Raw genomic sequence first — 24,285 nt, 5'->3', positions numbered from 1 at the left:
CGCGGGGCCACTGCCACTCGACGCACACTGGAGACCGTCACCACCCCCTCACCGCCATGCCGACCCGGGAGGCATCACGACCACCGACGTCACACTGCGCCAGTTGCGGTATTTCGCCGCGCTGGGCACCGAGCTGAACTATCGGCGCGCCGCCGAGAGCCTGTTCATCACCCAGCCCGCGCTGTCGACCGCGATCAAGCAACTCGAGCAGCGGTTCGGTGTCGTCCTGTTCACCCGCAACACCCGCGAGGTCGCTCTGACCGACCTGGGTGCAGCCTGGTTGCCGCAGGTTCAGCAGGCGTTGGCCGGTATCGACGCCGTGGTCGCCAACCTGGTGACGTTGTCGGGTACGCAGCAGGGTGTCCTGCGACTGGGCTACCTGATCGGCACCGGGGCCGACCTGTTGTTCCGGATCGTGCGGCACTTCGAAGCCGCCCACCCCGGCGTCGTCGTGGAGCCCACCGAGTTCGACTTCGCCGACCCGACCGCCGGCCTGCGCGACGGAAGCACCGAAGTGGCACTTATCCGGCCGCCGGTGGACCTACCCGAACACCGCATGCTGATCCTCGACGCCGAGTCCTGGGTCGCCTGCCTGCCACGCGATCACCCGCTGGCCGACCGCGCCGACGTCGACATCACCGAACTGCTCGACGAGCCGATCGTCTGCGCTCCCCTGACCGCGGGCAGCTGGCGCGACTACTGGCTGGCGATGGACGTCCGCGGCAACCGACCGCCCTCGATCGCCGGGGTCGCCGCGACCTACGAAGCCGAGACGACGATGATCGCCCGCGGCCTCGGTATCAGCTTCACGACGTCCTCGGTGGCGCATTTCTACGACCGCCCGGGAATCGTCTACATCCCGATCACCGGCCGCCCGCCCAGTTACACCGCGCTGGCGTGGCATCCCGGACGGTTGTCACCACAGGCCGAGGCCCTGGTGGCCCATGTCGGAGAGCACTGGAATTTCGGGGACGAACCGCACTGATAAGCGTTGGTTATCAGTCCATTGAAAGGTGGAACTTCCGAAAGCGTTCACGGCGGGTTTTCCTAGCTTCAGTTGATCTCTCGACCCGGCCTGACCTGGAGTGACCATGACCGATGCGCTGACACCCTCGACTCATTCACCATCGCCCCTCCCCCCTGCGTCGACGCCGGGGGAAAGCGAGGACGCCCGGCTGGCCGAATTCGGCTACCGGCAACGACTCGACCGGTCCGTGGGCACCGTGGCGTCCTTCGCCATCGGTTTCGCCACGATCAGCGCCACCACCGCGGTGTTCACCGGTTTCGGCGCCGGCTACTTCACCGCGGGCGGCCCATTCGTGTGGACGCTGCTACTCGCCGCCGTCGTGTTCTCGCTGTGGGCGTTCATCGCCGCCGATCTGACGGCGAAGATCCCGCTGGCCGGCTACGCCTACCAATGGACCAGCCGCATCAACGGCCCCGGCTTGGGGTGGTTCACCGGGTTCGTCGCATTGCTCGGCTGGATCAGCGGCATGACCGGCGTCGGATTCATCCTGTCCGGTTATCTGGGCGGGCTCTTCGGCTGGAACATGACCCAGAGCGAGCAGATCCTCGTCGCCATCGCCGTGGTGTTCCTCTGCGTGCTCATCAATATCTACGGGGTCCGGTTCGCCACGCTGGTCAACAACATCGGGGTCAGCCTGGAACTGGTGATCACCGTCGGTGCGACGCTGCTGGTGGCCATCATCGCGTTCTCCGCTCCCGACCACCATCAGCCGATCTCCGCGCTGTTCACCGGCGGCACGGCAGGCGACAAGGACTCCTATGTGCTCGCCTGGCTGGCCGCGGCGCTGGGCCCGTTCTTCGGGCTCATCGGGGTGGAATCCGGAGCCGACGTCGCCGAGGAGACGAAGAACGCTCGCTACGTGGTGCCCCGCACGATGTTCTACGCCCTGGTGACGTCGGTGGTGATCGAGCTGCTGATGTACATCGTCTATGTACTCGCGATCCGCGACGAGGCCGCCGTCGCCGCCAACTCGGCAGCCCCGATCGAGGAGATCATCAATCAGCAGGCCGGACCGGTGGTCACCAAAATCGTTGTTGCCGTGGCCTTGACGAACATCCTGGCCTGCCTGCTGTCCAACATCCTGGTCGCGACCCGGCTGACCTACTCGATGGCGCGGGACAACATGCTGCCGGGCTCCCGGCTGTGGCGGCACGTCTCGCCGACGACGAAGTCGCCCACCTACGCCGTGATCGGCCTGGGCTGCCTGTCGACGGTGCTACTGCTGTCGGCTCTGGTCAACGAGAAGGCGTTCAACTACATCCTCGGCATCGCCTCGCTGCTGTTCTTCTCCGTTTACATCCTGCAGACCGCCGGCCTGCTGATCGGCGTGCGCAAGGGCACCATCCCCCAGGGTGAGCCCGGCACGTTCGACCTGGGCCGCTTGCGGCTCCCGCTCTACATCACCGCACTGGTCGTCTTCCTCGCGGTCGCCGTCGCCCTGGTCTTCCTGCCCCAGTTCGCCGGCAACGGCTGGGTGTTCCTCGGCATCGTCGCGGTCGCGGCGCTGTGGTGGGGCACCGGGCTGCGCAACCGCCTGCGCCGCGGTGAGGCCGGATCGGACTTCGCCCGCACCCACCTGGTCAACTACTAGTCACCTCGAAAGGGACACTCCCCCATGGCAATCAACACTGACTTCTCCACCAGCAACCTGGTCAGCGTCGAGCCCGGCGCCATCCGTGAGGCCACGCCGGAAGGCTCTGTGATCCAGTACAGCGACTACGAGCTGGACTACTCCAGCCAGTTCGCCGGCGGCGCGGCGTGGATCGAAGGTGAGTACCTACCCGCGTCCGAGGCCCGAATCTCCATCTTCGACACCGGTTTCGGCCATTCGGACCTGACCTACACCGTCGCCCACGTCTGGCACGGCAACATCTTCCGGCTCGGCGATCACCTGGACCGCCTGCTCGACGGAGCTGCCAAGCTGCGCCTGGACGCCGGGATGACCAAGGAAGAGCTGGCCGAGATCACCAAACGCTGTGTGGCGCTCTCGCAGCTGCGGGAGTCATTCGTCAACCTGACGGTCACCCGCGGCTACGGAAAACGCAAGGGCGAGAAAGACCTGTCCAAGCTCAACCACCAGGTGTACATCTACGCCATCCCCTACCTTTGGGCGTTCCCGCCGCAGGAGCAGATCTTCGGCACCACCGCCATCGTGCCGCGCCACGTGCGCCGAGCGGGGCGCAACACCGTCGATCCCACGATCAAGAACTACCAGTGGGGAGACCTCACCGCCGCCAGCTTCGAAGCCAAGGACCGTGGTGCCCGCACCGCGATCCTGCTCGACGCCGACAACTGTGTGGCCGAGGGGCCGGGCTTCAACGTGGTGATCGTCAAGGACGGCGCGTTGTTCTCGCCGTCACGCAACGCGCTGCCCGGCATCACCCGCAAGACAGTCTTCGAGATCGCCGACGCCATGGGGATCGAGGCCACCCTGGGTGACGTCACCAGCCGCGATCTGTACGACGCCGACGAGCTGATGGCGGTGACCACGGCCGGCGGCGTGACCCCGATCGTGGCCCTCGACGGTGAGGAACTCGGCGGCGGGCGCCCCGGACCTGTGACGGTGGCGATCCGGGACCGGTTCTGGGCGTTGATGGACGAGCCGTCGCCGCTCATCGAGGCCATCGACTACTGAGGTGGGCGCCGCGGTCGAAGCCGTGGTGGACCTGGGCGCGATAGCCCACAACGTCGCCGTCGTGCGCGGCCGGGCCGGAGCCGGTGTCCTGGCCGTCGTCAAGGCCGACGGCTACGGGCACGGCGCGGCCCAGGTCGCGCGGGCCGCGTTAGGCGCCGGTGCCGCCGAGCTGGGCGTGGCCACGGTCGAGGAGGCGCTGGCGTTGCGCCGCGGCGGCGTCGAGGCACCCGTCATCGCCTGGTTACACACGGCGACAACCGATTTCGCTAGCGCTATCGAGGCGGATGTCGAGGTGGTGGTCTCCTCGATGCGCCAGCTCACCGACGTGGTCGCCGCCGCCGAACGGCTCGGCAGCCCCGCAACGGTCGGGGTCAAGGTCGACACCGGGCTGGGGCGCAGCGGCGTGACGCCTGCGGACTGGCCGGAGCTTCGCGAGGCGCTGGCCAAGTACGCGGCGTCCGGGGCGATCGTGCTGCGAACGGCGATGACGCATCTGGCCCGCGGCGACGAACCGGGTCACCGGCTCAACGACCGGCAAGCGGCAGGCCTGGACACCTGTGTGTCCGACCTGAATCGAGCCGGAGTACCGCCGCAGGTCGTGCACATGTCGAACTCTGCGGCCGCGCTGACCCGTCCCGATCTGTCCCGCGATCTGGTACGTGCCGGTATTGCCATCTACGGAGGGTCGCCTGCACCAGGGGACTTCGGCTTGATCCCGGCGATGACCTTGACCGCCGAGATCGCGATGGTCAAGAAAGTCGCTGCCGGGCAGGGTGTTTCGTATGACCACACTTGGGTCACTCCCCACGACACCACGGTCGCGGTGATCGCATGCGGGTATGCCGACGGGGTGCCGCGGGCCCTGTCGAATCGGCTGAGCGTAGCGATCGGCGGGCGGCGGTTTCGCAATGTCGGACGAATCTGCATGGACCAGTTCGTGATCGACCTCGGCGCAGACGGCGCCGGTGTCAGCGAGGGCGACCGCGCGGTGCTGTTCGGCTCCGGTGCGGCCGGTGAGCCCAGGGCGCAGGACTGGGCGCGTGATGCGCAGACGATCGACTACGAGATCGTCTCCGGTATCCGTGGGCGCGCCGTGCGCCGCTACGTGTCCTGACCCAGCGTGCGGCGCCGGGCGTCGCCGTAGCGCTCGAGCACCGACGGCGTGGGTTCGGCCTCATAGGTGGTGGCGGCACCGGTCGACCACACCGGCGGCACCTCATCCCCGGACAGCACCCAGGCGGCCTGGCGGGCCGCGCCGAGGGCGACGTACTCACCGGGCTCGGGCAGCACCACCGGTCGCCCGAGGACGGCCGGGGCGATCCGGCGCACCGCCTCCGAGCGCACCCCGCCGCCGACCATCACCACCCGGTCGGCCTCGACACCCTGTTCGGCGATCTTGTCTAGACAGAACTCCATGGACGCCAGCAGGCCTTCCACGGCGGCGCGAGCCACGTTGGCCGGCGAGAGGTTTCGACCCGTGACGCCGTGCAGCGCTCCGGCGGCATCGGGCAGATTCGGCGAGCGCTCACCGTCGAAGTAGGGCACCCAGACCAGGCCCTCTGACCCGGCCGGGGCACTCAACGCCAGCCGGGAGAACTCTGCGAGGTCCACCCCCAGCATCGCCGCCACGGCGGCCAGCATCGGCGCGCCGTTGAGCGTGCACACCAGCGGCAGGTAGCGGCCCGTCGCGTCGGCGAACCCGGCGACCAGGCCGTCGGCATCCTCCGCGGCGGCCTCACCGACGGCGCTGACCACCCCGGAGGTCCCCAGCGAGATCACACAGTCTCCGATATCCGCCCCCAGACCCAATGCAGCAGCGGCATTGTCACCGGCACCCGGCCCGAGCAGCATCCCACCCGTGGTCCCGGCAGACTCTCGCGGTCCGAGCACGCGGGGCAGGCCGGGACGGCGGCCCCGCATCGCCGCGGTCAGCACATCGTCGCGGTAGTCACCGGTCGCCGCTGAGAAATACCCGGTGCCGCTGGCGTCGCTGCGGTCGGTGGTCAAGGCCGTGATGTCGGAACTCCCACGCAGCCGCCACGTCAACCAGTCGTGCGGCAGGCACACCGCGGCAGTCGCATCGGCATGGTCCGGTTCGTGATCGGCCAGCCAGCGAAGCTTGGACACCGTGATCGACGCAACGGGCACGACGCCGATCTCGGCGGCCCACCGGGCCGCACCGAGCTCGTCGACCAGTTCCGCGGCGGCCGTGCCCGAGCGGGTGTCGTTCCACAGCAGTGCCGGGCGCACCACCACGCCACCGGAGTCCAGGCACACCATCCCGTGTTGCTGGCCCCCGACCGACACCGCCTCGACGTCGTCGAGACCTCCGGCTTGGTCGATGCTGCACTGCAGGGCCTGCCACCAGTATTCGGGGTCGACCTCGGTGCCCGTCGGGTGCGGGGTGGCCGCCGAGCGAACCACCGCGCCGGTCTCGGCGTCGCAGACCACAATCTTGCACGACTGGGTGGACGAGTCCACGCCCGCAACGAGTGTCATATCCCGGTTACCGCCACCGCACCATTCAACCCTTCCGCGACCTGTGGGATCAATCGCGGCGCGGCGTTAACCGAGCAGCTAGAGAAGCTAGTTCTCTCACTTCGCGAGCGAACCTCGCGCAATCCGCACACGAGATTGACACGTTTCGAAACGAACTGCCACAGTGCTGGTGTGACCGTCAGCGCGGACAACCATCTTCACCACGACAATCTCCACTACGACCCTTACGACGTCGACCTCAACATCGACCCGTACCCGATGTTCGCCCGGCTGCGCGAGCACGCGCCTCTGTACTACAACCCCGAGCACGATTTCTATGCCCTGAGCCGCTTCGACGACGTCAACAAGGGCTTGATCGACCACGAGACGTTCATCTCCGGGCGGGGTGCCTTGCTGGAGATCATCAAATCGGGGATGGAGATCCCACCCGGCACCTTGATTTTCGAGGATCCGCCGATCCACAACATCCACCGCAACTTGTTGTCGCGATTGTTCACCCCGCGCAAGGTGGCCGCCCTCGAGCCGCAGATCCGCGAGTTCACCGCCCGGTGCCTGGATCCGCTGGTCGGCACGGGCCGCTTCGACTTCGTCAACGATCTCGGCGAGCAGATGCCGATGCGGGTGATCGGCATGCTCCTCGGGATTCCCGAGGACCGGCAGCGCCAGATCACCGATCACGGCGAGGCCACCCTGCAGAAGGAGAAGATCGACGCGCTGGCCACCGGCGAGGTGTTCGCCGAGTTCATTGATTGGCGCACCGAACACCCCTCCGACGACATCATGACCGATTTGCTCAACGCCGAGTTCGAGGACGAGACCGGCACCCGGCGGCGGCTGCACCGCGAGGAGTTGCTGCTCTACTTGACCGTGATCGCCACTGCCGGCTCGGAGACCACCACCCGGCTGATCGGGTGGGCTGGCAAGACGCTGGCCGACTACCCCGATCAACGCCGCGAGCTCGTGGAGAACCCGGCCCTGATCCCACAGGCCATCGAGGAGATCCTGCGCTGGGAGCCACCCGCTCTGCAGATCGCCCGTTACGTAGCGCGCGACATCGAGTACTACGGCCAGACGGTGCCCGAGGGTTCGGCGATGCTGATGCTGGTCGGCGCCGCCAACCGCGACCACCGCCGGTTCGCCCCCGACGGCGATGTGTTCGACATCCACCGTGAACTCAAGTCGCACATGACCTTCGGGGCGGGCACCCACTTCTGCATGGGCAATGCGCTAGCCCGGATGGAGGGCCGCGTCGCGCTGGAGGAGATCCTCAAACGCTTCCCGACCTGGGAGGTCGACTGGGCGGGTGCGCGCAAATCGCAGACCACCGCAGTACGCGGCTGGGATGCCATGCCGACGATCATTTCCTGAAATTCACCACCAACGAGCAAGAGGACTGAAGAACTATGGCAGGACGGGTAGAAGGCAAGGTCGCATTCATCACCGGTGCGGCACGCGGGCAGGGCCGCGCTCACGCGATCCGGCTGGCGCAGGAGGGCGCCGACATCATCGCGGTCGACATCTGCAAGAAGATCGACACCGTCGACTTGGTCGCCGCGTCGACGCCAGAGGATCTGGCCGAGACCGCTGATCTGGTCAAGAATGCCGGCGGTCGGATTTTCACCGCTCAGGTCGATGTCCGTGACTACGACGCCCTCAAGAGCGCCGTCGACGCCGGTGTCGAGGAATTCGGCCGGCTGGATGTCATCGTGGCGAACGCGGGCATCGGCAACGGCGGACAGACGCTGGACCAGACCAGCGAGGTGGACTGGACCGCGATGATCGACATCAACCTGGCTGGCGTGTGGAAAACGGTGAAAGCCGGTGTGCCGCACATCCTCGCGGGTGAGCGCGGCGGCTCGATCATCCTGACCAGTTCGGTCGGCGGCATTAAGGCCTACCCCCATTGCGGTCACTACGTCGCCGCCAAGCATGGGGTCGTCGGACTGATGAAGACCTTCGCGGTCGAGCTGGGCGCCAAGAACATCCGGGTCAACTCGGTGCATCCGACCAACGTGAACACCCCGCTGTTCATGAACGAAGGCACGATGAAGCTGTTCCGCCCCGACCTGGAGAACCCGGGCCCGGACGACATCAAGGTCGTCGGCGAGTTCATGCACACGCTGCCGATCGGCTGGGTCGAACCCGAGGACATCGCCAACGCGGTGTTGTTCCTGGCTTCCGACGAGGCCCGCTACATCACCGGTATCCAGCTCCCCGTCGACGGTGGCAGCTGCTTGAAGTGACCGTGCCGCATCTCACCGTCCCCGACGACTGGGATGCGATCACCCCAGAGTGGATGACGGCGGCTGTCCTACGCGGCCATGAACGGCACGGAGCTCTTCGTCGACATCTGGGCCCGCTACACCACGACGCTGACCAAGGCCGCACCGACTTTGCTGCACGGCGATCCGCACATCGGCAACACCTACGTGCTGCCCGATGGCGAGGTCGGCTTTCTGGACTGGCAGATGGTGCGGCGCGGCAACTTCTCGTTGGATCTGGGCTATTTCCTGCAAGGCAGCCTGACGAACGATGATCGGCGTTCGACCGAACGCGCACTCGTCGAGGAATACCGCATGGCGTTGACCCTGCCCGCCGACGAGATACCGTCAGCCGACGAGGTGTGGTTGCACTACCGCGCCTCGATGGCGCACGGTCTGGCCATCTGGATCGCCACTCTCAGTGGTGGCGACTCCTGGCAGCGTCCGGACATCTGCCTGGCCTTCGCCCAGCGTTACGCGGCGGCCTTCGTGGACTTGGAGACTCGCGCAGCCCTTGACGCCATCGCATAGCCCCGCGCCGCAGCACAGCGTGCACACGAGTAGTTGGGCGCCCTGGGTCACCGGGGACCATTGGCATCTGCAGATACCCGCAGATCCCGATGCGTTACTAGCCGGCGGAGCCGACTTCCTCACCCGGGCGCTGCGCCTTGGCGGCGCCGTGTCAGCGGACAATCAGGTCATCCAGATCGTCGAGGCGGCACCGTTTCCGGGTGGGAGCACCGGTCGCAAGATGATGCTCGATGTCGCCTATCGGAAACCCGGCCCGCCGACCCGGCTGTTCGCCAAGTTCTCCCGTGATCGCACGGATCCCGTGCGCGACCGCGGCAGGTTCCAGATGGACTCCGAGGTGCGTTTTGCGCTGCTCTCGCGCGATTCGGGCTTTCCGATCACGGTGCCGCACTGCATGTTCGCCGACTACCACCAGGAGACCGGTACCGGAATCCTGCTCACCGAACGGGTTCAGTTCGGCCAGGCCGGGATCGAGCCGCAATATCACAAGTGTCTGGACTACGAGATGCCCGACCAGTTGGGGCACTACCAAGCGATCATCCGGGCGCTGGGCAGGCTGGCCGGCACCGCGAAAGCCGGTGCCCTCCCATCCCGGCTGACCGGCGGGTTCACGACGGACATGCGGGAGCTGTCAGTCGGCCGTCGGCCTACGCTGACGCGGGATCGGCTGTGTCGCAATGTCGCCGCCTACCAGTCGTTCGCCGAGTCGAACCCACAACTGCTGCCGGCCACTATCCGTACACCGCGTTTCATGGCCACGCTGGCCGGCACCGCCGTGGCATTTGCCGAACACGAGGCACTGATCTGGAATCGTCTCGAGCAGGACACCGACTTTGTCGCTCTGTGCCACTGGAACGCCAACGTCGACAATGCGTGGTTCTGGACCGACGAGTCCGGAGTCATCGACTGCGGGCTGCTGGATTGGGGATGTGTCGGCACCATGAATGTCGCCATGGCGATCTGGGGTGCTTTGTGCAGCGCCGAGACCTCGTTGTGGGATAACCACCTGGGGGCACTGCTGGATCTCTTCGCGACCGAATACCACGGCTGCGGTGGACCCGCGCTGGATTCCGCCGCCTTCCGCCGTCACGTCATCCTCTACGCGGTGGTCATGGGTGTCACGTGGTTACTTGACGTACCTCGCTACCTCACGTCGAGACTGCCGACGCACGGCGCCGACCGCGGCGACCCGGAGATCCGCGACGACGAGGCTGTCCGGTCCCGGTTGCAGATGATGACGAACTTTCTCAACCTGTGCCAAACGCAGGACTTGGCCCCGCTTGTGGACGAAGTGGGTAGCTGAGTCCGCGGCTGGCTACAACGCCGCCAGGAACTCGAGGAGAAGTTGTGCGACAACCTCGGGCTGTTCGATCTGCGGACAATGCCCGGCACCGGCGACGACGGCCGAACGCCCCCCGGTGATCTGGCCGGCGATCTCGGCGGCCCATCCCGGCGCGAGCAGTTTGTCCTCGCCGCCCTCGACCACCAGAACCGGAACCCCGATGCGCTCGTAGGCCCGCTTGCTCGACGGCGTCGACGGCGCTTCGAGTCCCGGGCGGCGAAACCGCGCCGCGGCCAGCGCTTCCCACGCTCCGGGTGCGATGCTCGATTCGTAGCGGCGCTGTACGTACGCCTCATCGGCGGGATAGGCCGGGTCGGCGAACAACGCCTCGACGATGGCACGCATGGCCTCGAATGAAGCGTCGTAGTCATACAGCGCGCCGGTGTGCCGATTCTTCTGGATATCTCCCCCGCCGCAGATCGTCACCGCGCTGCGGATCGGCAGCACGGGCGCGGCCGATGTCAGGTCGACCAGCATGTTGATTGCACCCATCGAGTTGCCGACGAAGTGGGCCGAGTCGATCCCGAGCAGCGCGCAGAACCGGGCAACATGGCGGATCCGCATGCCGCGCCCGTCGGTGAAGTCCACCACCTTGGCCGAGCCGCCGAAGCCCAGCATGTCCGGGGCCAGCACGCGATAGCGCTCGGCGAGTGCGGGAATCACTCTCTCCCAACCGATCTCCGCGCTAGCGCCGAACTCGCCGCCGTGCAGCAACACCACCGGCTCGCCGGCACCGGCTTCCAGGAAATGCGTGTCGAGCCCGTCGACGACGAGCTTGCGGTGAGCGAAGGTCATGGCCGCCCCGCAGCGGCAGTGCCCGACCGGGCGAAGGTCAGCACCTGGGTGGCCAGCAGCTCCAGCTGGGTGCGGACCCCCTTGTCGATCAGTTCGCCGCCGGCGTCCCACACCGGTTCCGCCGAGTTGATCGCCACGCCCAGCGGCGTCGGCCAGGCGCGCAGCGCGTGACCGATCACCCGCAGCTGGCCCAGCGTGCCGACCGCGGCCTGCCACCCGTACGCGCAGGTGATGACGCCCCAGGGCTTGTTGTCCAAATAGACCGTGGGTCCGTCCCGGAGGTCTTCGAAGTAATCCAGCGCGTTCTTCACCAGTCCGGACACCGCACCGTGGTAGCCGGGTGAGGCCACCACGACGGCATCGGCACGACGCAGGGCGTCGATGAGCCCGGCGGCCTCGGCGGTGCGTGCCGCGTCATGCGGGTTGTACATCGGCAGATCCAGGTCGGCGCCGCAGAACAGCTCGGTGCGTCCGCCCTGGGCCTCGACGGCCGCTAGGCAGTGCCGCAACGCGCGTTCGGTCGAGGAATCGGCGCGTAGCGTGCCGCCGAGACCGACGACCAGCGGAGTTTCCGTCATCGTGAGGACCTCACTTGATCGCAATCGGATTGACCGGTGAGCCGACGGCGCCGGTGACACTCAGTGGTGGTGCGATGAGCTGGAACTCATAGCGTCCGTCCGCGGCGCAGTCGGCGGCCAGTTCAGTGAGGTTCCAGTACTCGCCGAGCATCAGACCCATGTCGCGCAGGCACAACATGTGCATCGGCAGGATCGCGCCATCGACCGCCGATACCGGGTTCTCGACCATCAGGTTGTCGGCCGCCACCGCGGCCACCTGGTGATCATGCAGCCACGAGGCGCAAGTCCAATCCAGTCCCGCGCCCGGCTCTGAACCGTCCCCGGTCTCGAGAAATCTTGCCCACCAACCGGTTCGAACCAGCACGATGTCGCCAGGCTCTACCGTCACGCCCTGGGTCCTGGCTGCCTCGTCGAGTTCGGCCGGCGTGATCGGCTCACCGAGTTCGCAGAAGGTGGGCACGCCGCGCAGCTTGACGATGTCGAGCAGGACGGCACGCGAGGTGATGCCCTTGCCGACCACCTTGTCGATCCCGAGATAGTAGGCGCCCAGGCTGGTCACCGAATCGGCCGGGAAACCGTTGTAGAGCTTGTCCTCGTAGTAGACGTGCGAGAGCGCGTCCCACTGGGTGGCCGCCTGCAGCGGCATGATGATCAGGTCGTCGTTGAAGCGCATCGGGCCGGCCGTAGAGTAGCCGCTGAGTTGCACCGCCGACGGGTTCTGCAGCCACGCAGGACCGTACCGCAGCAGGGTCTCGGCGTCACCGCCGTCGACCGTCATCACGTGGGTGGGGTTCTGGCGGTACTGGAACGCCCCCTGCGGACCCGATGAGCCGAAGTCCACCCCGAGCGGGAACACCTTGCCGTGCTGAACCAATGCGGCTGCCTGCGCAACCTTCTCCGGGGTGATGAAGTTCAGTGTGCCGAGTTCGTCGGCATCTCCCCACCGGCCCCAGTTGCGCACGTCGTCGGACGTCCGGCGGAAATCGGCCATGCTGGCCACAGCGTTCACTCCTTGGTCACCCCTTCTCGAAATCGACGGCTTGACGCGCCGCCAGGATGCCGCCGTCGACCCAGAGCACCTGACCGGTGATGTATCCGGCGGCGGGGCTGCCCAGGAACGCCAGCACCGCAGCCTGTTCGGCCGGATTCGACACCCGCCCCAGCGGTTGGGGGAAGTTGTCGAGGTAATCCTGGCCGTAGGCGGACCGCAGCTGGTCCAGGATCGGGGTCTCGGTCACACCCGGGCCGCTGCAGTTGATCCGGACCCCATTGGCGCCCAGCGATACTGCGCTGCGGACGGTGTATCCGATGATCGCCTCCTTGGATAGCCGGTAGCCGCCATCGGCCAACGCCTCGGGGTGCTCCCCACACCAGGCGATACCCTCGGCCATCGAGGTGGTCGCCAGGAGGCCGGCAACCTGCGGTAGGTGCTCACGGTAGGCCGAAGCAGCCAGCGAGGACACACTTACCACCGACGAGCCGGATTTCAGGCCGGGCAGTACTGCCTCGGTGAACATCCGGGTGCCGAGGAAGTTGATGGTGACCACCCGCAGCGGGTCGCCGATCCCCGAAGACACACCCGCGACGTTGAACACCGAATCGAGCGGGCCGCCGACCGCAACGGCGGCCCGCTCGATGGAGTCCGGATCGGCGAGATTCAGCTCGACGAAGTCATGCACCCCGCCGGCGTTGTCGGGACGCCGAAGGTCCAAGCCGACAACGTGCGCACCGAGTTCAGCGAGCTGTTCGCACAGCGCCGCACCGATCCCGGAGGAACACCCGGTCACGACGACCCGGCGGTCGTCGTAGCGCAGCAGTCGCGCGAGACTCGTCAACGGCCCGATCCCTCAGCTACTGGCCTCACGCGCGCGGGCATCCTTTTCGGCCTGTGCTGCCTGCACGCGGCCCTCGTTGATCTCGGCCCACGCCTCGGGGATCTCGCTGGCGGTGAACTTGCCGCCCTGTCCGGTGGGCAGGCCACCGAACGCGTAGGTGTCGTCGAACAGCGGTGCCTCCGACGGCCGACGGCGGGCCTCCACCTTCTCGATGACCGGCTCCAGACGCTTGGCCTTGGCGGCCACGGCCTTCTCGTCGCGCTCGATGAACTCGGGCAGGATCTCCTTGCCCATGATCTCGATCGACTCCATGACGCCTTCGTGGGCGCGCGGGTTGAGCAGCAGGATGATCTCGTCGACGCCGCTGGCCTCGTACTCCCGCAGGAACTGCCGGACCGTATCCGGTGATCCGATCGCGCCGCGGCCGGGACCGTAGGCCAGCGTCGGATCCTCCTTGACGGCCTCCTCGTAGAGCTCCCAGACCTTGGTCCGGCCCGGTGTATGCATGCCGGTGAGGTAGTAGTGCATGATGCCGAACGAGAAGAACCCGCCACCGACGCCCAGTCGCTTGACCGCCTCGTCGTCGGTGCGCGCCACCATCATCGACAGATCGCCGCCGATGGCCAGGATGTTCGGGTTCATCGCCGGGGTGACGGGCGTGCCCTTCTCCTCGAAGTCCTTGTAGTAGGTGTCCACCCGGTCCTTGAGTGGACCGGGGCCGGTGTAGGCGAAGCTCAAGGCGCCGATGGCCTTCTCGGCGGCCATGTTCACCGAGGACGGCCGGGTGCAGGCCACCCACACCGGAGGGTGCGGCTTCTGCAGCGGGTGCGGGATGACGTTGCGGGCGGGCATCTCGACATGCTGTCCCTTGAACCCGGTGAACGGGTCCTCGGTCATACAGCGGATCGAAACCTCCAGGGCCTCTTCCCACATCGTCCGCTTGTCGGCCGGGTCGATGTTGAAGCCACCGAGCTCGGCCACCGAGGAGCCTTCACCGGTTCCGAACTCGACCCGGCCGTTGGACAGGTGGTCCAGTGTCGAGACCCGTTCGGCGATGCGGGCCGGGTGATTGATGGGCGGCGGCAGGTGCATCACGCCGAAGCCCAGCCGGATGTTCTTGGTGCGCTGGCTGGCCGCGGCCAAGAACATCTCCGGGGCGCTGGAGTGGCAGTACTCCTCCAGGAAGTGGTGTTCGGTCAGCCACACAGTGGAGAACCCCGCCTTGTCGGCGGCCTCTACCTCGACCAGTCCGTCCTGGAAAAGCTGGTGCTCGTCGTCCTCACCCCACGGCCGGGGCAGCGGGAACTCGTAGAACAGCGAAATCTTCATTACTTACCTCCGATGGAATGCGTCGAATTCTTTCCAATGTCATTGCCTGTTGCGGGGTTTCCGCCACGATCGGCGATGTGTCTGGCGGCGATGTAGCCGAACGTCATGGCCGGGCCGATGGTTGCCCCGGCCCCGGCGTAACTGCGACCCATCACCGCCGCCGAGGTGTTGCCCGCCGCGTAGAGCCCGTCGATCACCGTGTCGTCGGAGCGCAGTACGCGCGCGTATTCGTCGGTGCGCAGACCTCCTGATGTGCCGAGATCGCCGAGGATGATCTGGAACGCCAGATACGGCGGCGTGGTGAGCGGATACAGATTCGGGTTCGGCAGCGTGGGATCGCCGTAGTAGTTGTCGTAGGCGCTGTCACCGCGGTTGAAGTCGTCGTCGTGGCCGGCGCGGGCCAGCGTGTTGAACCGCTCCGCCGTACGGCACAACTCGGCGGGGGGCACGCCAATCTTGACCGCCAGCTCGTCGAGTGTGGGCGCCGAGCACACCACCCCGGAGTCCAGCCACGCCTGTGGGACCTTGCGACCGGTCGGTACCGGTGCACCGGGAACCTTGGGGATCGGCAGGTGTCCGCCCACCACGTACCGATGGAACGACCTGGTGTCGGTGATCAGCCAGCAGGGAATGTGGCCGACCCCGCTGCGCTCGCCGGCGATCATGGCGTGCGCGAAGTCCATGTACGGAGCCGCCTCGTTGATGAATCGCCTACCCGCGGCGTTGACCACGAACTGCGACGGCATCATCCGCTCGTTGAGCATGAACTGCAGCCGGCCGCCCGGCCAGCACATTGCGGGGAACCACCAAGCCTCGTCGAGCAGGTCGGTGGATGCACCGACCTTCTCCGCGGCCCGGATGCCGTCACCCATGGCCACCGGGTTTCCGAAGCTCCAGTCGTGTTCGAGTTCGGGAAGATACTCACGGCGCCAGCTCATGTCGTGGTCGAATCCACCGCTAGCCAGGATCACGCCACGGCGGGCGCCCACGCGCTGCTGACGGCCGTCGCGCTCGACAACCGCACCGACCACCGCACCATCGACGTCGGTGATCAACTCGGTCATTGGAGCGTCGAGCCACAGCGGGATCCCCTGTTCGCGCATGGCCAGCCGCATCCGGGCAACCAGAGACTGGCCGATGGCGGCGATCCGCTCCCCGAACGCATGGGCGCGGAACTTACGCAGGAGAAGCTTGGCCAGCACGACCTTGCCCCGCCAGTTCTGGCGGACCTGGTAGAAGAGCCGGAGATCCTTAGGGCCCAGCCAGATTCCCTTCGGCGCCAGCGCCAGCGGTTTGAGCAGGTTCTCCTCGTCCTCGCCGAGCTTGCGCAGATCGATGGGGGGAACGTTGATGGTGCTGCCCAGCTGCGAACCGCCGGGCAGCTCCGGGTAGTAGTCGGCGTAGCCGGGTTTCCAGACGAACTCCAGCCAGCTGCTGATGTTCTCCAGGAACTCCATCATCTGCGGCGCATGGTCGACGTAGGCGGCGATGCGCTCTTCGCTCACCAGGCCCTCGGTGATCTGCCGCAGATAGTTCTTGACGCCTTCGGGATCGGGCGTATATCCCTCCCGCTTCTGCGACGGCGCACCCGGAACCCAGATACCGCCACCCGAGAGCGCGGTGGATCCGCCGAAGTGCGAGGCCTTTTCGATCACCAGCGTGTCCAGCCCCGCGGCGTGGGCAGCCAGCGCCGCCGTCATACCGGCGCCGCCGGATCCGACGACCAGCACGTCGACGTGGGTGTCGAACGATTCCACGCTCACCGAGCGGCTCCCGTCGGTACCGCCGCACGCACCGCGAAACCGGCGATCAGATCGGGTGCGGCGCGGTAGTAGCTCACCGCTGTCCGATACGGACCCGCGGCCGCCAGCGCGGCGAACGCGGCCACCCAGGTGCGGACTTCATGGGCCGAATTGCCGGCCTCCCGCGCAATCCACGCGTTGGTCCACCCGTCGAACTCGCCGAACCGTCCGTTGTCGAGCAGATCGAGCAACGACAGGTCCCACTCGGGGTTCAGCGGTTGCAGACTTCCCTGCCCCGTGGCGAACTCGCGAGCCGCGGCAATCACGGCATCCTGACGCGCCTGCCGCTGTTCGACGGTCATGGGCTTGCCATCGACGATGCGTTCCAGCGCGGCCGGCGGTGCCGTGGCCAGAGTGGGAATCGGTGGGTCGTGCGACAACCCACCCGAACCGATGACGAGCACCCGCCGATCGAGGGTCGCGAGGAACTCTCCCACCGCAGTGCCCAGTGCCCTGGACCTGTGCAGCGGCCCCAGCGGAGTGGCGACCGAGTTGATGAAGATCGGGATGACGGGCACCGCGGTGCTGCTGCCGAAGAGCTTCTCCAACGGCTGGACGGTGCCATGATCGACATCCATCCCGGCCGAGATCGCCACGTCCACACCGGCATCGAGCACCGCACCGGCCAATTCCATGGCCAGTTCGCGTGGGACGTCGAGGGCGTCGGCGGCGGTTCCGTAATCGCCGACCCCCACCGCGGCCGTGCCGATGCAGAACGGCGGCATCAGCCGGTAGAAGAACCCGTTGTAGTGGTCCGGCGAGAAGATGACGACCAATTCGGGGTCGTACTCGGTGACGAAGTCACGTGCGTGTCCCAGCGCGTCCTCCACGTCGTCAAGTAGTTCCGCCGACGGTCCGGGAAGGTTCAGCAGGGGACTGTGGGACATACAGCACAGGGCCAGAGCCATCGTTGCCTCCCGGCGTGAGGGTGAGCTTGTTCATCAGAGCCGCGCTCAATTCCGGGGCGCGCTGGGCGATGCAGGAACCGGCGATGCAGCGGTCGGGGCGTAGGAACAACACCGATTCCTCGCGGGCGTCGAACCATGCCTTGAGGGCACCGGTGCGATCACCGACCACCACGACGTCGGGATCGTCCTGGTCGGGCCAGGACAGCTGGGTCACCGGCCGCAGCGCGAGGAACCTCGCACCGATTGCCTTCCATTCTTCGAAGGCCCTCTCGCCCAGAATCTTCCGCGGGTTGTTGTTCCAGGACAGGACGCCGAACCACGGTCCGATGACGTCATCGAGCAGCACGTCGCGCTGGACGCGGGTATCCACCCGGGGCTGGATGAACAGCGTCCCCACCCCTGGTGACGGCGGCTCGTTGTGCACCACCGCGCCTTGGTCGTAGAACGGCATCGGCTTGAACCGCATCTCGAGGATGTAGCGCTTGAGCGTCGGCACCAGAGATGCCGCCCTGATCACCACGTCGCGCGCGGCGGCGACGCGGGGGTTGGTCGGCGAGATCACCCTGCCCACCGTGGTCGACAGGTCGATCATCGCCCGGGCGTGCTTGCGCCGTTCGACGTCGTAGCTGTCGAGCAGCTCCTGGCGCGCCTGGCCGTTGACCACCGCCGCCAGCTTCCAGCCCAGGTTGAACGCGTCGCGGATACCGCTGTTGTAGCCCTGGCCCTGCCACACCGGCATCAGGTGGGCGGCGTCACCGGCAATGAACAACCGTCCCGCCCGGAAGGATCCGGCGATGCGGGAATGGTGGGTGTAGACCCGCCTGCGGATGATGTCGGCCTTGTCCGGGTAGGGAATCAGCGTCGAGAGCATCTCGGCAACGAACGCCGGGTCCTCGGCCATCTCGTCGGATTCGTCGGCGTGGATCATGAACTCGAATCGCCGGATTCCGTGCGCGATCGAGATCGACACGTAGGGCCGGGCCGGGTCCGCGCCGACCTCACTGTTGGGATGTCCGAGCGGGTCGTTGGCGACGTCGACCACCAGCCACCGCGTCGACGAGGTCGTGCCGTCGAAGGACACGCCCATCAGCCGGCGGGTGGCACTGCGGCCGCCGTCGCAGCCGACGATGTAGCGGGCCCGGACTTTTCGGACCCCGGAGGTACCGGCCCCCAGCTCGACGACGACACCGTCGGGGTTCTCGGTGACGGAGACCATGGGCTGGCCCCAGGCGATCTGGACGTGGTCGAACCTGTCCAGGCCCCGGCACAGCTCGGCATCGACGAGAGGCTGAACGAACCCGTTGCGCTTGGGCCAGCCGAATCGGGCGTCCGGCGGCGCCATCTCGGCCAGCAGCCGTCGCTTGCCGTCGAAGAAGCGCAGGATCTGATTGGGCACCGTGTGCGGCAACACGGCGTCGACGACGCCGATGGACTGGAAGCTGCGCAAGGCCTCGTCGTCCAGCCCGACACCGCGCGGGTAGTCGATGAGAGCGTCGCGCTCCTCGGCGATCAGCACGCGAACACCCTGGATACCAAGGATGTTCGCCAGGGTCATGCCGACCGGGCCGGCACCGACCACGACGACGTCGACATCGGTGTCGGCGTCGGTCACCGAACCATGGGCAGAGTTGTTCATGCTCACCGGCCCAGGAGGAAGTCGATGTGCAAGCGGTCGAACGTCTTGGGATCCTCGTATTGCGGCCAGTGACCGCACCCTTCCATGACCTCGAAGCGCGCACCGGGGATCATCTCCGAGATGCGGCGGCCCTCGTGGGTGTCCGCAGTCGGGTCGTCGCTGGTCCACAACACCAAGGTGGGAGCCGTGATGGCACCATAGTCACTGGGGCCCATGATGTTTCGCTGGCGGATCTCGGGGTCCTGCAGCGCCATGATGTCGCGCATCGCGGCGGCGAATCCGGGCTGGCGGTACACCCGCTGCCGGCTGGCTACGATGTCGTCGTAGTCCTTGGACTTGTCGGCCATCAGCCACTTGATCCTGGCCTGCACGGTCTCCCAGCTCGGGTTCTCGGCCGCGGCCATGGACAGGGTGACGATCCGCTTCATGACCTCGAGGTCCGCCTGGGAACCGCCGGCGGTGTTGAGCACCAACCGGTCCAGCCGGTCGGCGTGGTCGACGGCGAAACGCGACGCAACCCAGCCGCCAAGCGATTCGCCGGACACGTGCGCCCGTTCGGCACCGATGGCATCCAGCACATCGGTCAGATGACCGACGTAGTGGGCGATCTCCAGCGGGTGGCCGGGCTTGTCGGTGTATCCGTGGCCGAGCATGTCGATCGACCAGGTGGAGAAGTGCTCGGCGTGGGCTTCCAGGTTGCGGACATACGCCTCGGCGTGGCCGCCCGAGCCGTGCAGCAGCACCAGGGTCGGCAGACCGGGATCACCGGCGTGCAGGTAGCGCGTGCGCACGCCACCGGCGTCGAGATAACCCTGCGCGAACGGAACGCCCTGTAGGTCACTCCAGACGCTTTCGAACTCCGGCACCCGTTGGCCCCAATCCTCGATGATAATGGGATTCTCGCTTTTTGTAAGCGGTGTGTGTATTTATTGAACTATGGTGTGCGATAGTTTAAGAGCATCACTCTCGCGATGCGGTCTGTCAAGGCGCCTCGGAGTGCTCCGTGGAAGTCACCGCATCTCAGCCATGAGGACGTCATGACGCAAACGCAGGTGGAAAGCCCGACCGGCACCGCGCCGGGGTCGCAGACCCTGGCCCGTGGCCTGCGGGCGTTACAGCTGGTCGCCGCCACCAAGGGCGGCCTGACCATTCAGCAGGTGGCCGAGCACATCGGAGTACACCGCACCATCGCCTACCGACTGTTGAGCACCCTGGCGTCCTACCGGCTGGTGGCCAAGGGAAACGACGGGCGGTACCGGCCGGCATCCGGGCTGGCCGCACTCGGGGCGTCGTTCGACAACAACATCCGCGAACTCGGGCTTCCCACCCTGCGCGGCCTCGCCGACGAGTTGGATACCACGGTGTCGCTTCTGATCGCCGAGGGCGACCAACAGGTCGCGATCGCCGTCATCGTGCCCACGCACGTGTCCTACCAGCTGTCCTTCCACGAAGGCAGCCGCCATCCCCTGGAACGCGGCGCCGCGGGCATCGCGCTGTTGGCCAGCATGACGCCGCGGCCCGGCGAACGCCCACTGGTAACCAAGACTCGCGAACAGGGTTGGGTGATCACCCACGGCGAGGTCGAGCCGAACACATACGGCCTGGCCGTCCCGGTACACCGGCCGCCGGCTTCTCCGCCCACGTGTATCAACCTGATCTCCCATCGCGAGGATGTCGTGCTACGCGGCAGGGAGACCGTGATCGCCGCCGCCGAACGACTTTCCGCGATTTTGAGTTAAGCACCCCGCTGAACTGCGCAAATGCCGCCGCACACGCTTGACACCCCGTGATCGACGTCGTTAGCGTGACAACAACCGAACACCCACGTTCGTTATATGCACACCAATTTTTGTGTGCCGCAATGGGACTGGAGATGAGGAGCCCGCTATGGCGCACCCTGCCACGCAAGCCTGGGACCACGAGATCGACGTCGTCGTTCTCGGCACCGGCGCTGCCGGGATGACGGCAGCGCTGACCGCTGCGGTCAACGGCGCCACGGTCGCGGTCTACGAGAAGGCCCAGACCATCGGCGGTACCACCGCGGTGTCCGGCGGCATCGTCTGGACACCGGCCCACCACCGCTCCCCCGATGTCGACCTGCCCGTCGAGGACGCGATGGCCTACCTGCGCGCCCAGGCCCTCGGCGCGATGGACGAGGAGCTGGTGTCGACCTTCGTGCGTACCGGCGAGTCGGTGATCGACTTCGTCGAAGCCAACAGTGACGCGCGCTTCGAAATCGCCCCTGGTTACATGGATTACAAGCCCGAGCTGCCGGGCGGCAAGACCGTCGGAGGCCGGTCGCTGAGCCCGATGCCCTATGAGGTGTCCCGCGTGGGCGAGTGGGCGCAGAAGATCACGGCGTTTCCCGCCGACTGGAGCAACGTCGGTTTCGACGCCGAAACCCGGGCGCGGCTCAACGCCGACGTCGACGACCGTGGCGGCGAGGTCGTCGTGGCCGGCGCCGCGCTGATCGCCGGACTGCTCAAAGGTCTGCTGGACCGCGGTGTCGTGCCGGTGACCGGCGCCAGGGCACTCGAGCTGATCACCGACGCCGGCTCGGTGATCGGTGTACGAATCGCGCTGGGCGACAAGGAGATCGCCGTGCGGGCACGTAAGGGCGTGATCCTCGGCACCGGCGGCTTCGAGTGGGACGAGTCGCTGGCGGGCGCGTTCCTGCGTGGCCCGATGCGCGGCGCGGTGTCCCCGCCGAACAACACCGGCGACGGATTGCGCATGGCGATGGCCGCGGGTGCGGATCTCGGCAACATGGGCGAAGCCTGGTGGGTGCCGATCGTGCAGATCCCCGACGACACCATCGAGGGCAAGCCCCGTAGCCGCAGTGTGCGGCTGGAGCGCACCCGTCCGCGCAGCATCATCGTCAACCGGGCAGGCAAGCGTTTCGTCAACGAAGCCTGCGACTACAACTCCATGGCCGGCGCGTTCCACTATCTCGACCCGCGAGGCGGCTACGTCAACGACCCGGCCTGGATGGTGTTCGACTCGTTGCACCTCAAGCATTACGGCTTCCTGGGCATCGAGCCCGACGGCCTTCCCCCCGAGTGGTTCAACCAATCGGCGGATCTCACCGAGCTGGGCGAGAAGACGGGCATCGATCCCGACGGGCTGGCGGCGACTCTGAACCGCTGGAACGACAACGTCGCCAAGGAGGTCGACCCCGACTTCGGCCGCGGCGGCAGTGCCTACGACGGCTATTGGGGTGACGACAAGGCGACGACCACCGCCGGAAAGACGTTGGGGCCCATCGACACCGCACCGTACTTCGCGGTGCCGATCTCGATCGGCTCGATGGGCACCAAGGGTGGTCCGCGCACCGACGCCGACGGCCGGGTGCTGCATGTCAGCGGCACGCCGATTGCCGGGCTCTACGCGGCTGGCAACGCCATGGCTGGCGTAACCGGCCGCGCCTACGGCGGCGCCGGCGGAACCATCGGTCCCGCGATGGTCTTCGGGTTCCGCGCCGGATACTTCGCCGCTACCGACACGTCCGTAAAACTTCCCGACTAACCCCCGATTGCCGGCGGCGATCGGCAAACGACCTTCCTGCGTACTCCGCAAGTTTTTCAATACTGAAAGGGTGAAAGACATTGAGCAACATCGTTGATGTCGATCCTGTGTTCGAATCCCGCAACTCGGCGATCATCCCGGTCTTCAATCCCTCGACCGAGGAACAGATCGCGGAAGTCCCCCATGCCGACCAGGCGGCCGTCGACGAGGCGGTGGCCCGGGCCCGGGAAACCTTCGAGTCCGGGGTGTGGCGCAAGCTTCCCGCTGCCCACCGAGCCGAAGTGCTCTTCCGTGCCGCGGAGATCATCAAGGCGCGCACCGATGAACTCGCCGAGATCGAAGCCCGCGACAACGGCATGAACGCGATGGCCGCACGGCAGATCATCAAGGTCGCCAACGAGATGCTCGTCTACTACGCCGGCTGGGTGGGCAAGATCCACGGCGAATCGGCCAACCTCATCTCCGATGGGTTGCTCGGCCACTTCGAGGAGTACCACACCTTCACCCAGTTGGAGCCGGTCGGCGTTGTCGGCCTGATCATCCCGTGGAACGGGCCCTTCTTCATCGCCATGTTGAAGGTCGCACCCGCGCTGGCGGCGGGATGCAGCGCGGTACTCAAGCCCGCCGAAGAGACTCCGCTGTCGGCGCTGAAGCTGGAAGAGATCTTCCGTGAGGCAGGACTGCCCGACGGTGTCCTCAACGTCATCACCGGCCACGGCGAGACCACCGGCGCCGCGCTGACCGCCCACCACGACGTCGACAAGATCGCGTTCACCGGATCGACCGAAGTGGGTCGGCTCATCGTCAAGGCTGCGGCGGGCAACCTCAAGCGCCTGACGCTGGAGCTGGGGGGCAAGTCGCCACTGATCATGTTCGACGACGCCAACCTCGAGAAGGCGATCATGGGCGCCGGTATGGGTCTGCTCGCCGGGTCGGGACAGAACTGCTCCTGCACCTCCCGCATCTACGTTCAGCGCAAGATCTACCACCAGGTCGTCGAGGGTCTGGCCGCATTTGCCCAGATGCTGCCGATGGGCGGATACGACGACCCCACCTCGGTTCTCGGGCCGCTGATCAGCGAGAAGCAGCGCAAACGAGTGCATGACATCGTCTCCGAAGGCGTGAGCCGCGGCGCCGAGGTGATCACCGGAGGTAAGCCGATGGACCGTCGCGGATACTTCTACGAGGCGACGATCATCGCCAACACCACACCGGATATGCGGCTGATCCGCGAGGAGATCTTCGGCCCCGTCGGCTCGGTGATCCCGTTCGACGACGAGGAAGAAGCGATCGCCGCCGCCAACGACACCGACTACGGGCTGGCCGGTGCCATCTGGACCGAAAACCTCAGCCGCGCGCACCGCGTGGCGAATGCGCTTCGCGGCGGCCAGATCTGGGTGAACTCCGCATTGGCGGCCGATCCGTCAATGCCGATCTGTGGCCACAAGCAGTCGGGTTGGGGCGGCGAGCGAGGCAAGAAGGGACTGGAGGCTTACTTCAACACGAAGTCGGTGTATATCGGTCTGTGAGCTTCGGCTCCATCACCGCTCGCTAGCCGCCGCCAACCAGGTCGACATGAACC

At 66.7% G+C, this 24,285-nt stretch carries 20 protein-coding genes and 1 pseudogene; 11 read left to right on the top strand and 10 right to left on the bottom strand.

The features are described from left to right. Window positions 1-103: 103 nt before the first annotated feature. The 4 genes from ACXDF8_RS19205 (at window position 104) to alr (ending at window position 4,776) form a co-directional block, all read left to right on the top strand. Window positions 104-985: a LysR family transcriptional regulator gene (locus tag ACXDF8_RS19205; RefSeq protein ID WP_457224873.1), complete on the top strand. Its 882-nt coding sequence runs from the start codon at window positions 104-106 to the stop codon at window positions 983-985. Window positions 986-1,091: 106 nt separating this feature from the next. After that, on the top strand, window positions 1,092-2,618 hold the full coding sequence (locus tag ACXDF8_RS19200) for an APC family permease (RefSeq protein ID WP_457224872.1): 1,527 nt from the start codon (window positions 1,092-1,094) through the stop codon (window positions 2,616-2,618). Window positions 2,619-2,642: 24 nt separating this feature from the next. After that, the gene (locus tag ACXDF8_RS19195; RefSeq protein WP_457224871.1) at window positions 2,643-3,662 is read left to right on the top strand and encodes an aminotransferase class IV; all 1,020 of its coding nucleotides are present in this window, start codon (window positions 2,643-2,645) and stop codon (window positions 3,660-3,662) included. A gap of 1 nt (window position 3,663) precedes the next feature. After that, a complete protein-coding gene (gene alr, locus ACXDF8_RS19190; protein WP_457224870.1) occupies window positions 3,664-4,776 on the top strand; it encodes an alanine racemase in 1,113 nt (370 codons plus the stop codon). Here the strand turns inward: alr and ACXDF8_RS19185 are convergent. Next, window positions 4,764-6,161, bottom strand: a complete 1,398-nt coding sequence (locus ACXDF8_RS19185; protein ID WP_457224869.1) for a xylulokinase — start codon at window positions 6,159-6,161, stop codon at window positions 4,764-4,766. The genes alr and ACXDF8_RS19185 overlap by 13 nt on opposite strands. Window positions 6,162-6,332: 171 nt before the next feature. Between ACXDF8_RS19185 and ACXDF8_RS19180 the strand changes: the two genes are divergently transcribed. The 4 genes and pseudogenes from ACXDF8_RS19180 to ACXDF8_RS19165 all read left to right on the top strand — a co-directional run bounded on the left by ACXDF8_RS19180 (window position 6,333) and on the right by ACXDF8_RS19165 (window position 10,256). Continuing rightward, window positions 6,333-7,529, top strand: a complete 1,197-nt coding sequence (locus ACXDF8_RS19180; RefSeq protein WP_457224868.1) for a cytochrome P450 — start codon at window positions 6,333-6,335, stop codon at window positions 7,527-7,529. 35 nt (window positions 7,530-7,564) lie between these two features. Continuing rightward, window positions 7,565-8,404 carry a mycofactocin-coupled SDR family oxidoreductase gene (locus tag ACXDF8_RS19175; protein ID WP_457224867.1) on the top strand — a complete coding sequence of 280 codons (840 nt, stop codon included), beginning with the start codon at window positions 7,565-7,567 and terminating at the stop codon, window positions 8,402-8,404. 75 nt (window positions 8,405-8,479) lie between these two features. Next, window positions 8,480-8,953: pseudogene (locus ACXDF8_RS19170) on the top strand (phosphotransferase); the annotation flags it as partial. 19 nt (window positions 8,954-8,972) lie between these two features. Further along, window positions 8,973-10,256 carry a hypothetical protein gene (locus ACXDF8_RS19165; RefSeq protein ID WP_457224866.1) on the top strand — a complete coding sequence of 428 codons (1,284 nt, stop codon included), beginning with the start codon at window positions 8,973-8,975 and terminating at the stop codon, window positions 10,254-10,256. A gap of 12 nt (window positions 10,257-10,268) precedes the next feature. Here ACXDF8_RS19165 and ACXDF8_RS19160 read toward each other — a convergent pair whose 3' ends face one another. From ACXDF8_RS19160 to ACXDF8_RS19120, 9 genes are read right to left on the bottom strand one after another with little or no spacing between them, the layout of a single operon-like run. Then, entirely contained in the window at window positions 10,269-11,090 is an 822-nt protein-coding gene (locus tag ACXDF8_RS19160; protein ID WP_457224865.1) for an alpha/beta fold hydrolase, read from the bottom strand. Beyond that, window positions 11,087-11,668, bottom strand: a complete 582-nt coding sequence (locus ACXDF8_RS19155; protein ID WP_457224864.1) for an NADPH-dependent FMN reductase — start codon at window positions 11,666-11,668, stop codon at window positions 11,087-11,089. Before ACXDF8_RS19155 ends, ACXDF8_RS19160 begins: the two co-directional genes overlap by 4 nt. Before the next feature lie 10 nt (window positions 11,669-11,678). Then, window positions 11,679-12,659: a cyclase family protein gene (locus ACXDF8_RS19150; RefSeq protein ID WP_457224972.1), complete on the bottom strand. Its 981-nt coding sequence runs from the start codon at window positions 12,657-12,659 to the stop codon at window positions 11,679-11,681. Between the two features lie 25 nt (window positions 12,660-12,684). Beyond that, window positions 12,685-13,503 (bottom strand): coniferyl-alcohol dehydrogenase, encoded by an 819-nt coding sequence (locus tag ACXDF8_RS19145; RefSeq protein WP_457224863.1) that lies wholly within the window; start codon window positions 13,501-13,503, stop codon window positions 12,685-12,687. 12 nt (window positions 13,504-13,515) lie between these two features. Continuing rightward, a complete protein-coding gene (locus ACXDF8_RS19140; protein WP_457224862.1) occupies window positions 13,516-14,832 on the bottom strand; it encodes an LLM class flavin-dependent oxidoreductase in 1,317 nt (438 codons plus the stop codon). After that, window positions 14,832-16,595 (bottom strand): FAD-binding protein, encoded by a 1,764-nt coding sequence (locus ACXDF8_RS19135; protein WP_457224861.1) that lies wholly within the window; start codon window positions 16,593-16,595, stop codon window positions 14,832-14,834. The genes ACXDF8_RS19140 and ACXDF8_RS19135 overlap by 1 nt, the downstream gene beginning before the upstream one ends. After that, window positions 16,592-17,521: a 3-carboxyethylcatechol 2,3-dioxygenase gene (locus ACXDF8_RS19130; protein WP_457224860.1), complete on the bottom strand. Its 930-nt coding sequence runs from the start codon at window positions 17,519-17,521 to the stop codon at window positions 16,592-16,594. The genes ACXDF8_RS19135 and ACXDF8_RS19130 overlap by 4 nt, the downstream gene beginning before the upstream one ends. Beyond that, window positions 17,469-19,178 carry a bifunctional 3-(3-hydroxy-phenyl)propionate/3-hydroxycinnamic acid hydroxylase gene (locus ACXDF8_RS19125; protein WP_457224859.1) on the bottom strand — a complete coding sequence of 570 codons (1,710 nt, stop codon included), beginning with the start codon at window positions 19,176-19,178 and terminating at the stop codon, window positions 17,469-17,471. The genes ACXDF8_RS19130 and ACXDF8_RS19125 overlap by 53 nt, the downstream gene beginning before the upstream one ends. Before the next feature lie 2 nt (window positions 19,179-19,180). After that, window positions 19,181-20,044, bottom strand: coding sequence for an alpha/beta fold hydrolase (locus tag ACXDF8_RS19120; RefSeq protein ID WP_457224858.1), 864 nt, complete (start codon window positions 20,042-20,044; stop codon window positions 19,181-19,183). Window positions 20,045-20,215: 171 nt separating this feature from the next. Here ACXDF8_RS19120 and ACXDF8_RS19115 point away from each other — a divergent pair, with 171 nt between their 5' ends. From ACXDF8_RS19115 to ACXDF8_RS19105, 3 genes are all read left to right on the top strand, one after another. Next, window positions 20,216-20,917, top strand: a complete 702-nt coding sequence (locus ACXDF8_RS19115) for an IclR family transcriptional regulator (RefSeq protein ID WP_457224857.1) — start codon at window positions 20,216-20,218, stop codon at window positions 20,915-20,917. Window positions 20,918-21,065: 148 nt separating this feature from the next. Further along, entirely contained in the window at window positions 21,066-22,703 is a 1,638-nt protein-coding gene (locus ACXDF8_RS19110; RefSeq protein WP_457224856.1) for an FAD-dependent oxidoreductase, read from the top strand. 80 nt (window positions 22,704-22,783) lie between these two features. After that, on the top strand, window positions 22,784-24,232 hold the full coding sequence (locus ACXDF8_RS19105) for an aldehyde dehydrogenase family protein (protein ID WP_457224855.1): 1,449 nt from the start codon (window positions 22,784-22,786) through the stop codon (window positions 24,230-24,232). Window positions 24,233-24,285: the final 53 nt, after the last annotated feature.

The sequence above is a fragment of the Mycolicibacterium sp. CBM1 genome, from assembly GCF_054073305.1.
This window is presented reverse-complemented; position numbering and strand designations above follow the sequence as displayed.

What these genes read in the sequence shown, in the direction of transcription:
- ACXDF8_RS19155 (WP_457224864.1), bottom strand. Translation starts at nt 11,668, where the DNA reads ATGACGGAAACTCCGCTGGTCGTCGGTCTCGGCGGCACGCTACGCGCC.
- ACXDF8_RS19185 (WP_457224869.1), bottom strand. Translation starts at nt 6,161, where the DNA reads ATGACACTCGTTGCGGGCGTGGACTCGTCCACCCAGTCGTGCAAGATT.
- ACXDF8_RS19140 (WP_457224862.1), bottom strand. Translation starts at nt 14,832, where the DNA reads ATGAAGATTTCGCTGTTCTACGAGTTCCCGCTGCCCCGGCCGTGGGGT.
- ACXDF8_RS19150 (WP_457224972.1), bottom strand. Translation starts at nt 12,659, where the DNA reads ATGGCCGATTTCCGCCGGACGTCCGACGACGTGCGCAACTGGGGCCGG.
- ACXDF8_RS19200 (WP_457224872.1), top strand. Translation starts at nt 1,092, where the DNA reads ATGACCGATGCGCTGACACCCTCGACTCATTCACCATCGCCCCTCCCC.
- ACXDF8_RS19110 (WP_457224856.1), top strand. Translation starts at nt 21,066, where the DNA reads ATGGCGCACCCTGCCACGCAAGCCTGGGACCACGAGATCGACGTCGTC.
- ACXDF8_RS19130 (WP_457224860.1), bottom strand. Translation starts at nt 17,521, where the DNA reads ATGTCCCACAGTCCCCTGCTGAACCTTCCCGGACCGTCGGCGGAACTA.
- ACXDF8_RS19115 (WP_457224857.1), top strand. Translation starts at nt 20,216, where the DNA reads ATGACGCAAACGCAGGTGGAAAGCCCGACCGGCACCGCGCCGGGGTCG.
- ACXDF8_RS19160 (WP_457224865.1), bottom strand. Translation starts at nt 11,090, where the DNA reads ATGACCTTCGCTCACCGCAAGCTCGTCGTCGACGGGCTCGACACGCAT.
- ACXDF8_RS19175 (WP_457224867.1), top strand. Translation starts at nt 7,565, where the DNA reads ATGGCAGGACGGGTAGAAGGCAAGGTCGCATTCATCACCGGTGCGGCA.
- ACXDF8_RS19195 (WP_457224871.1), top strand. Translation starts at nt 2,643, where the DNA reads ATGGCAATCAACACTGACTTCTCCACCAGCAACCTGGTCAGCGTCGAG.
- ACXDF8_RS19125 (WP_457224859.1), bottom strand. Translation starts at nt 19,178, where the DNA reads ATGAACAACTCTGCCCATGGTTCGGTGACCGACGCCGACACCGATGTC.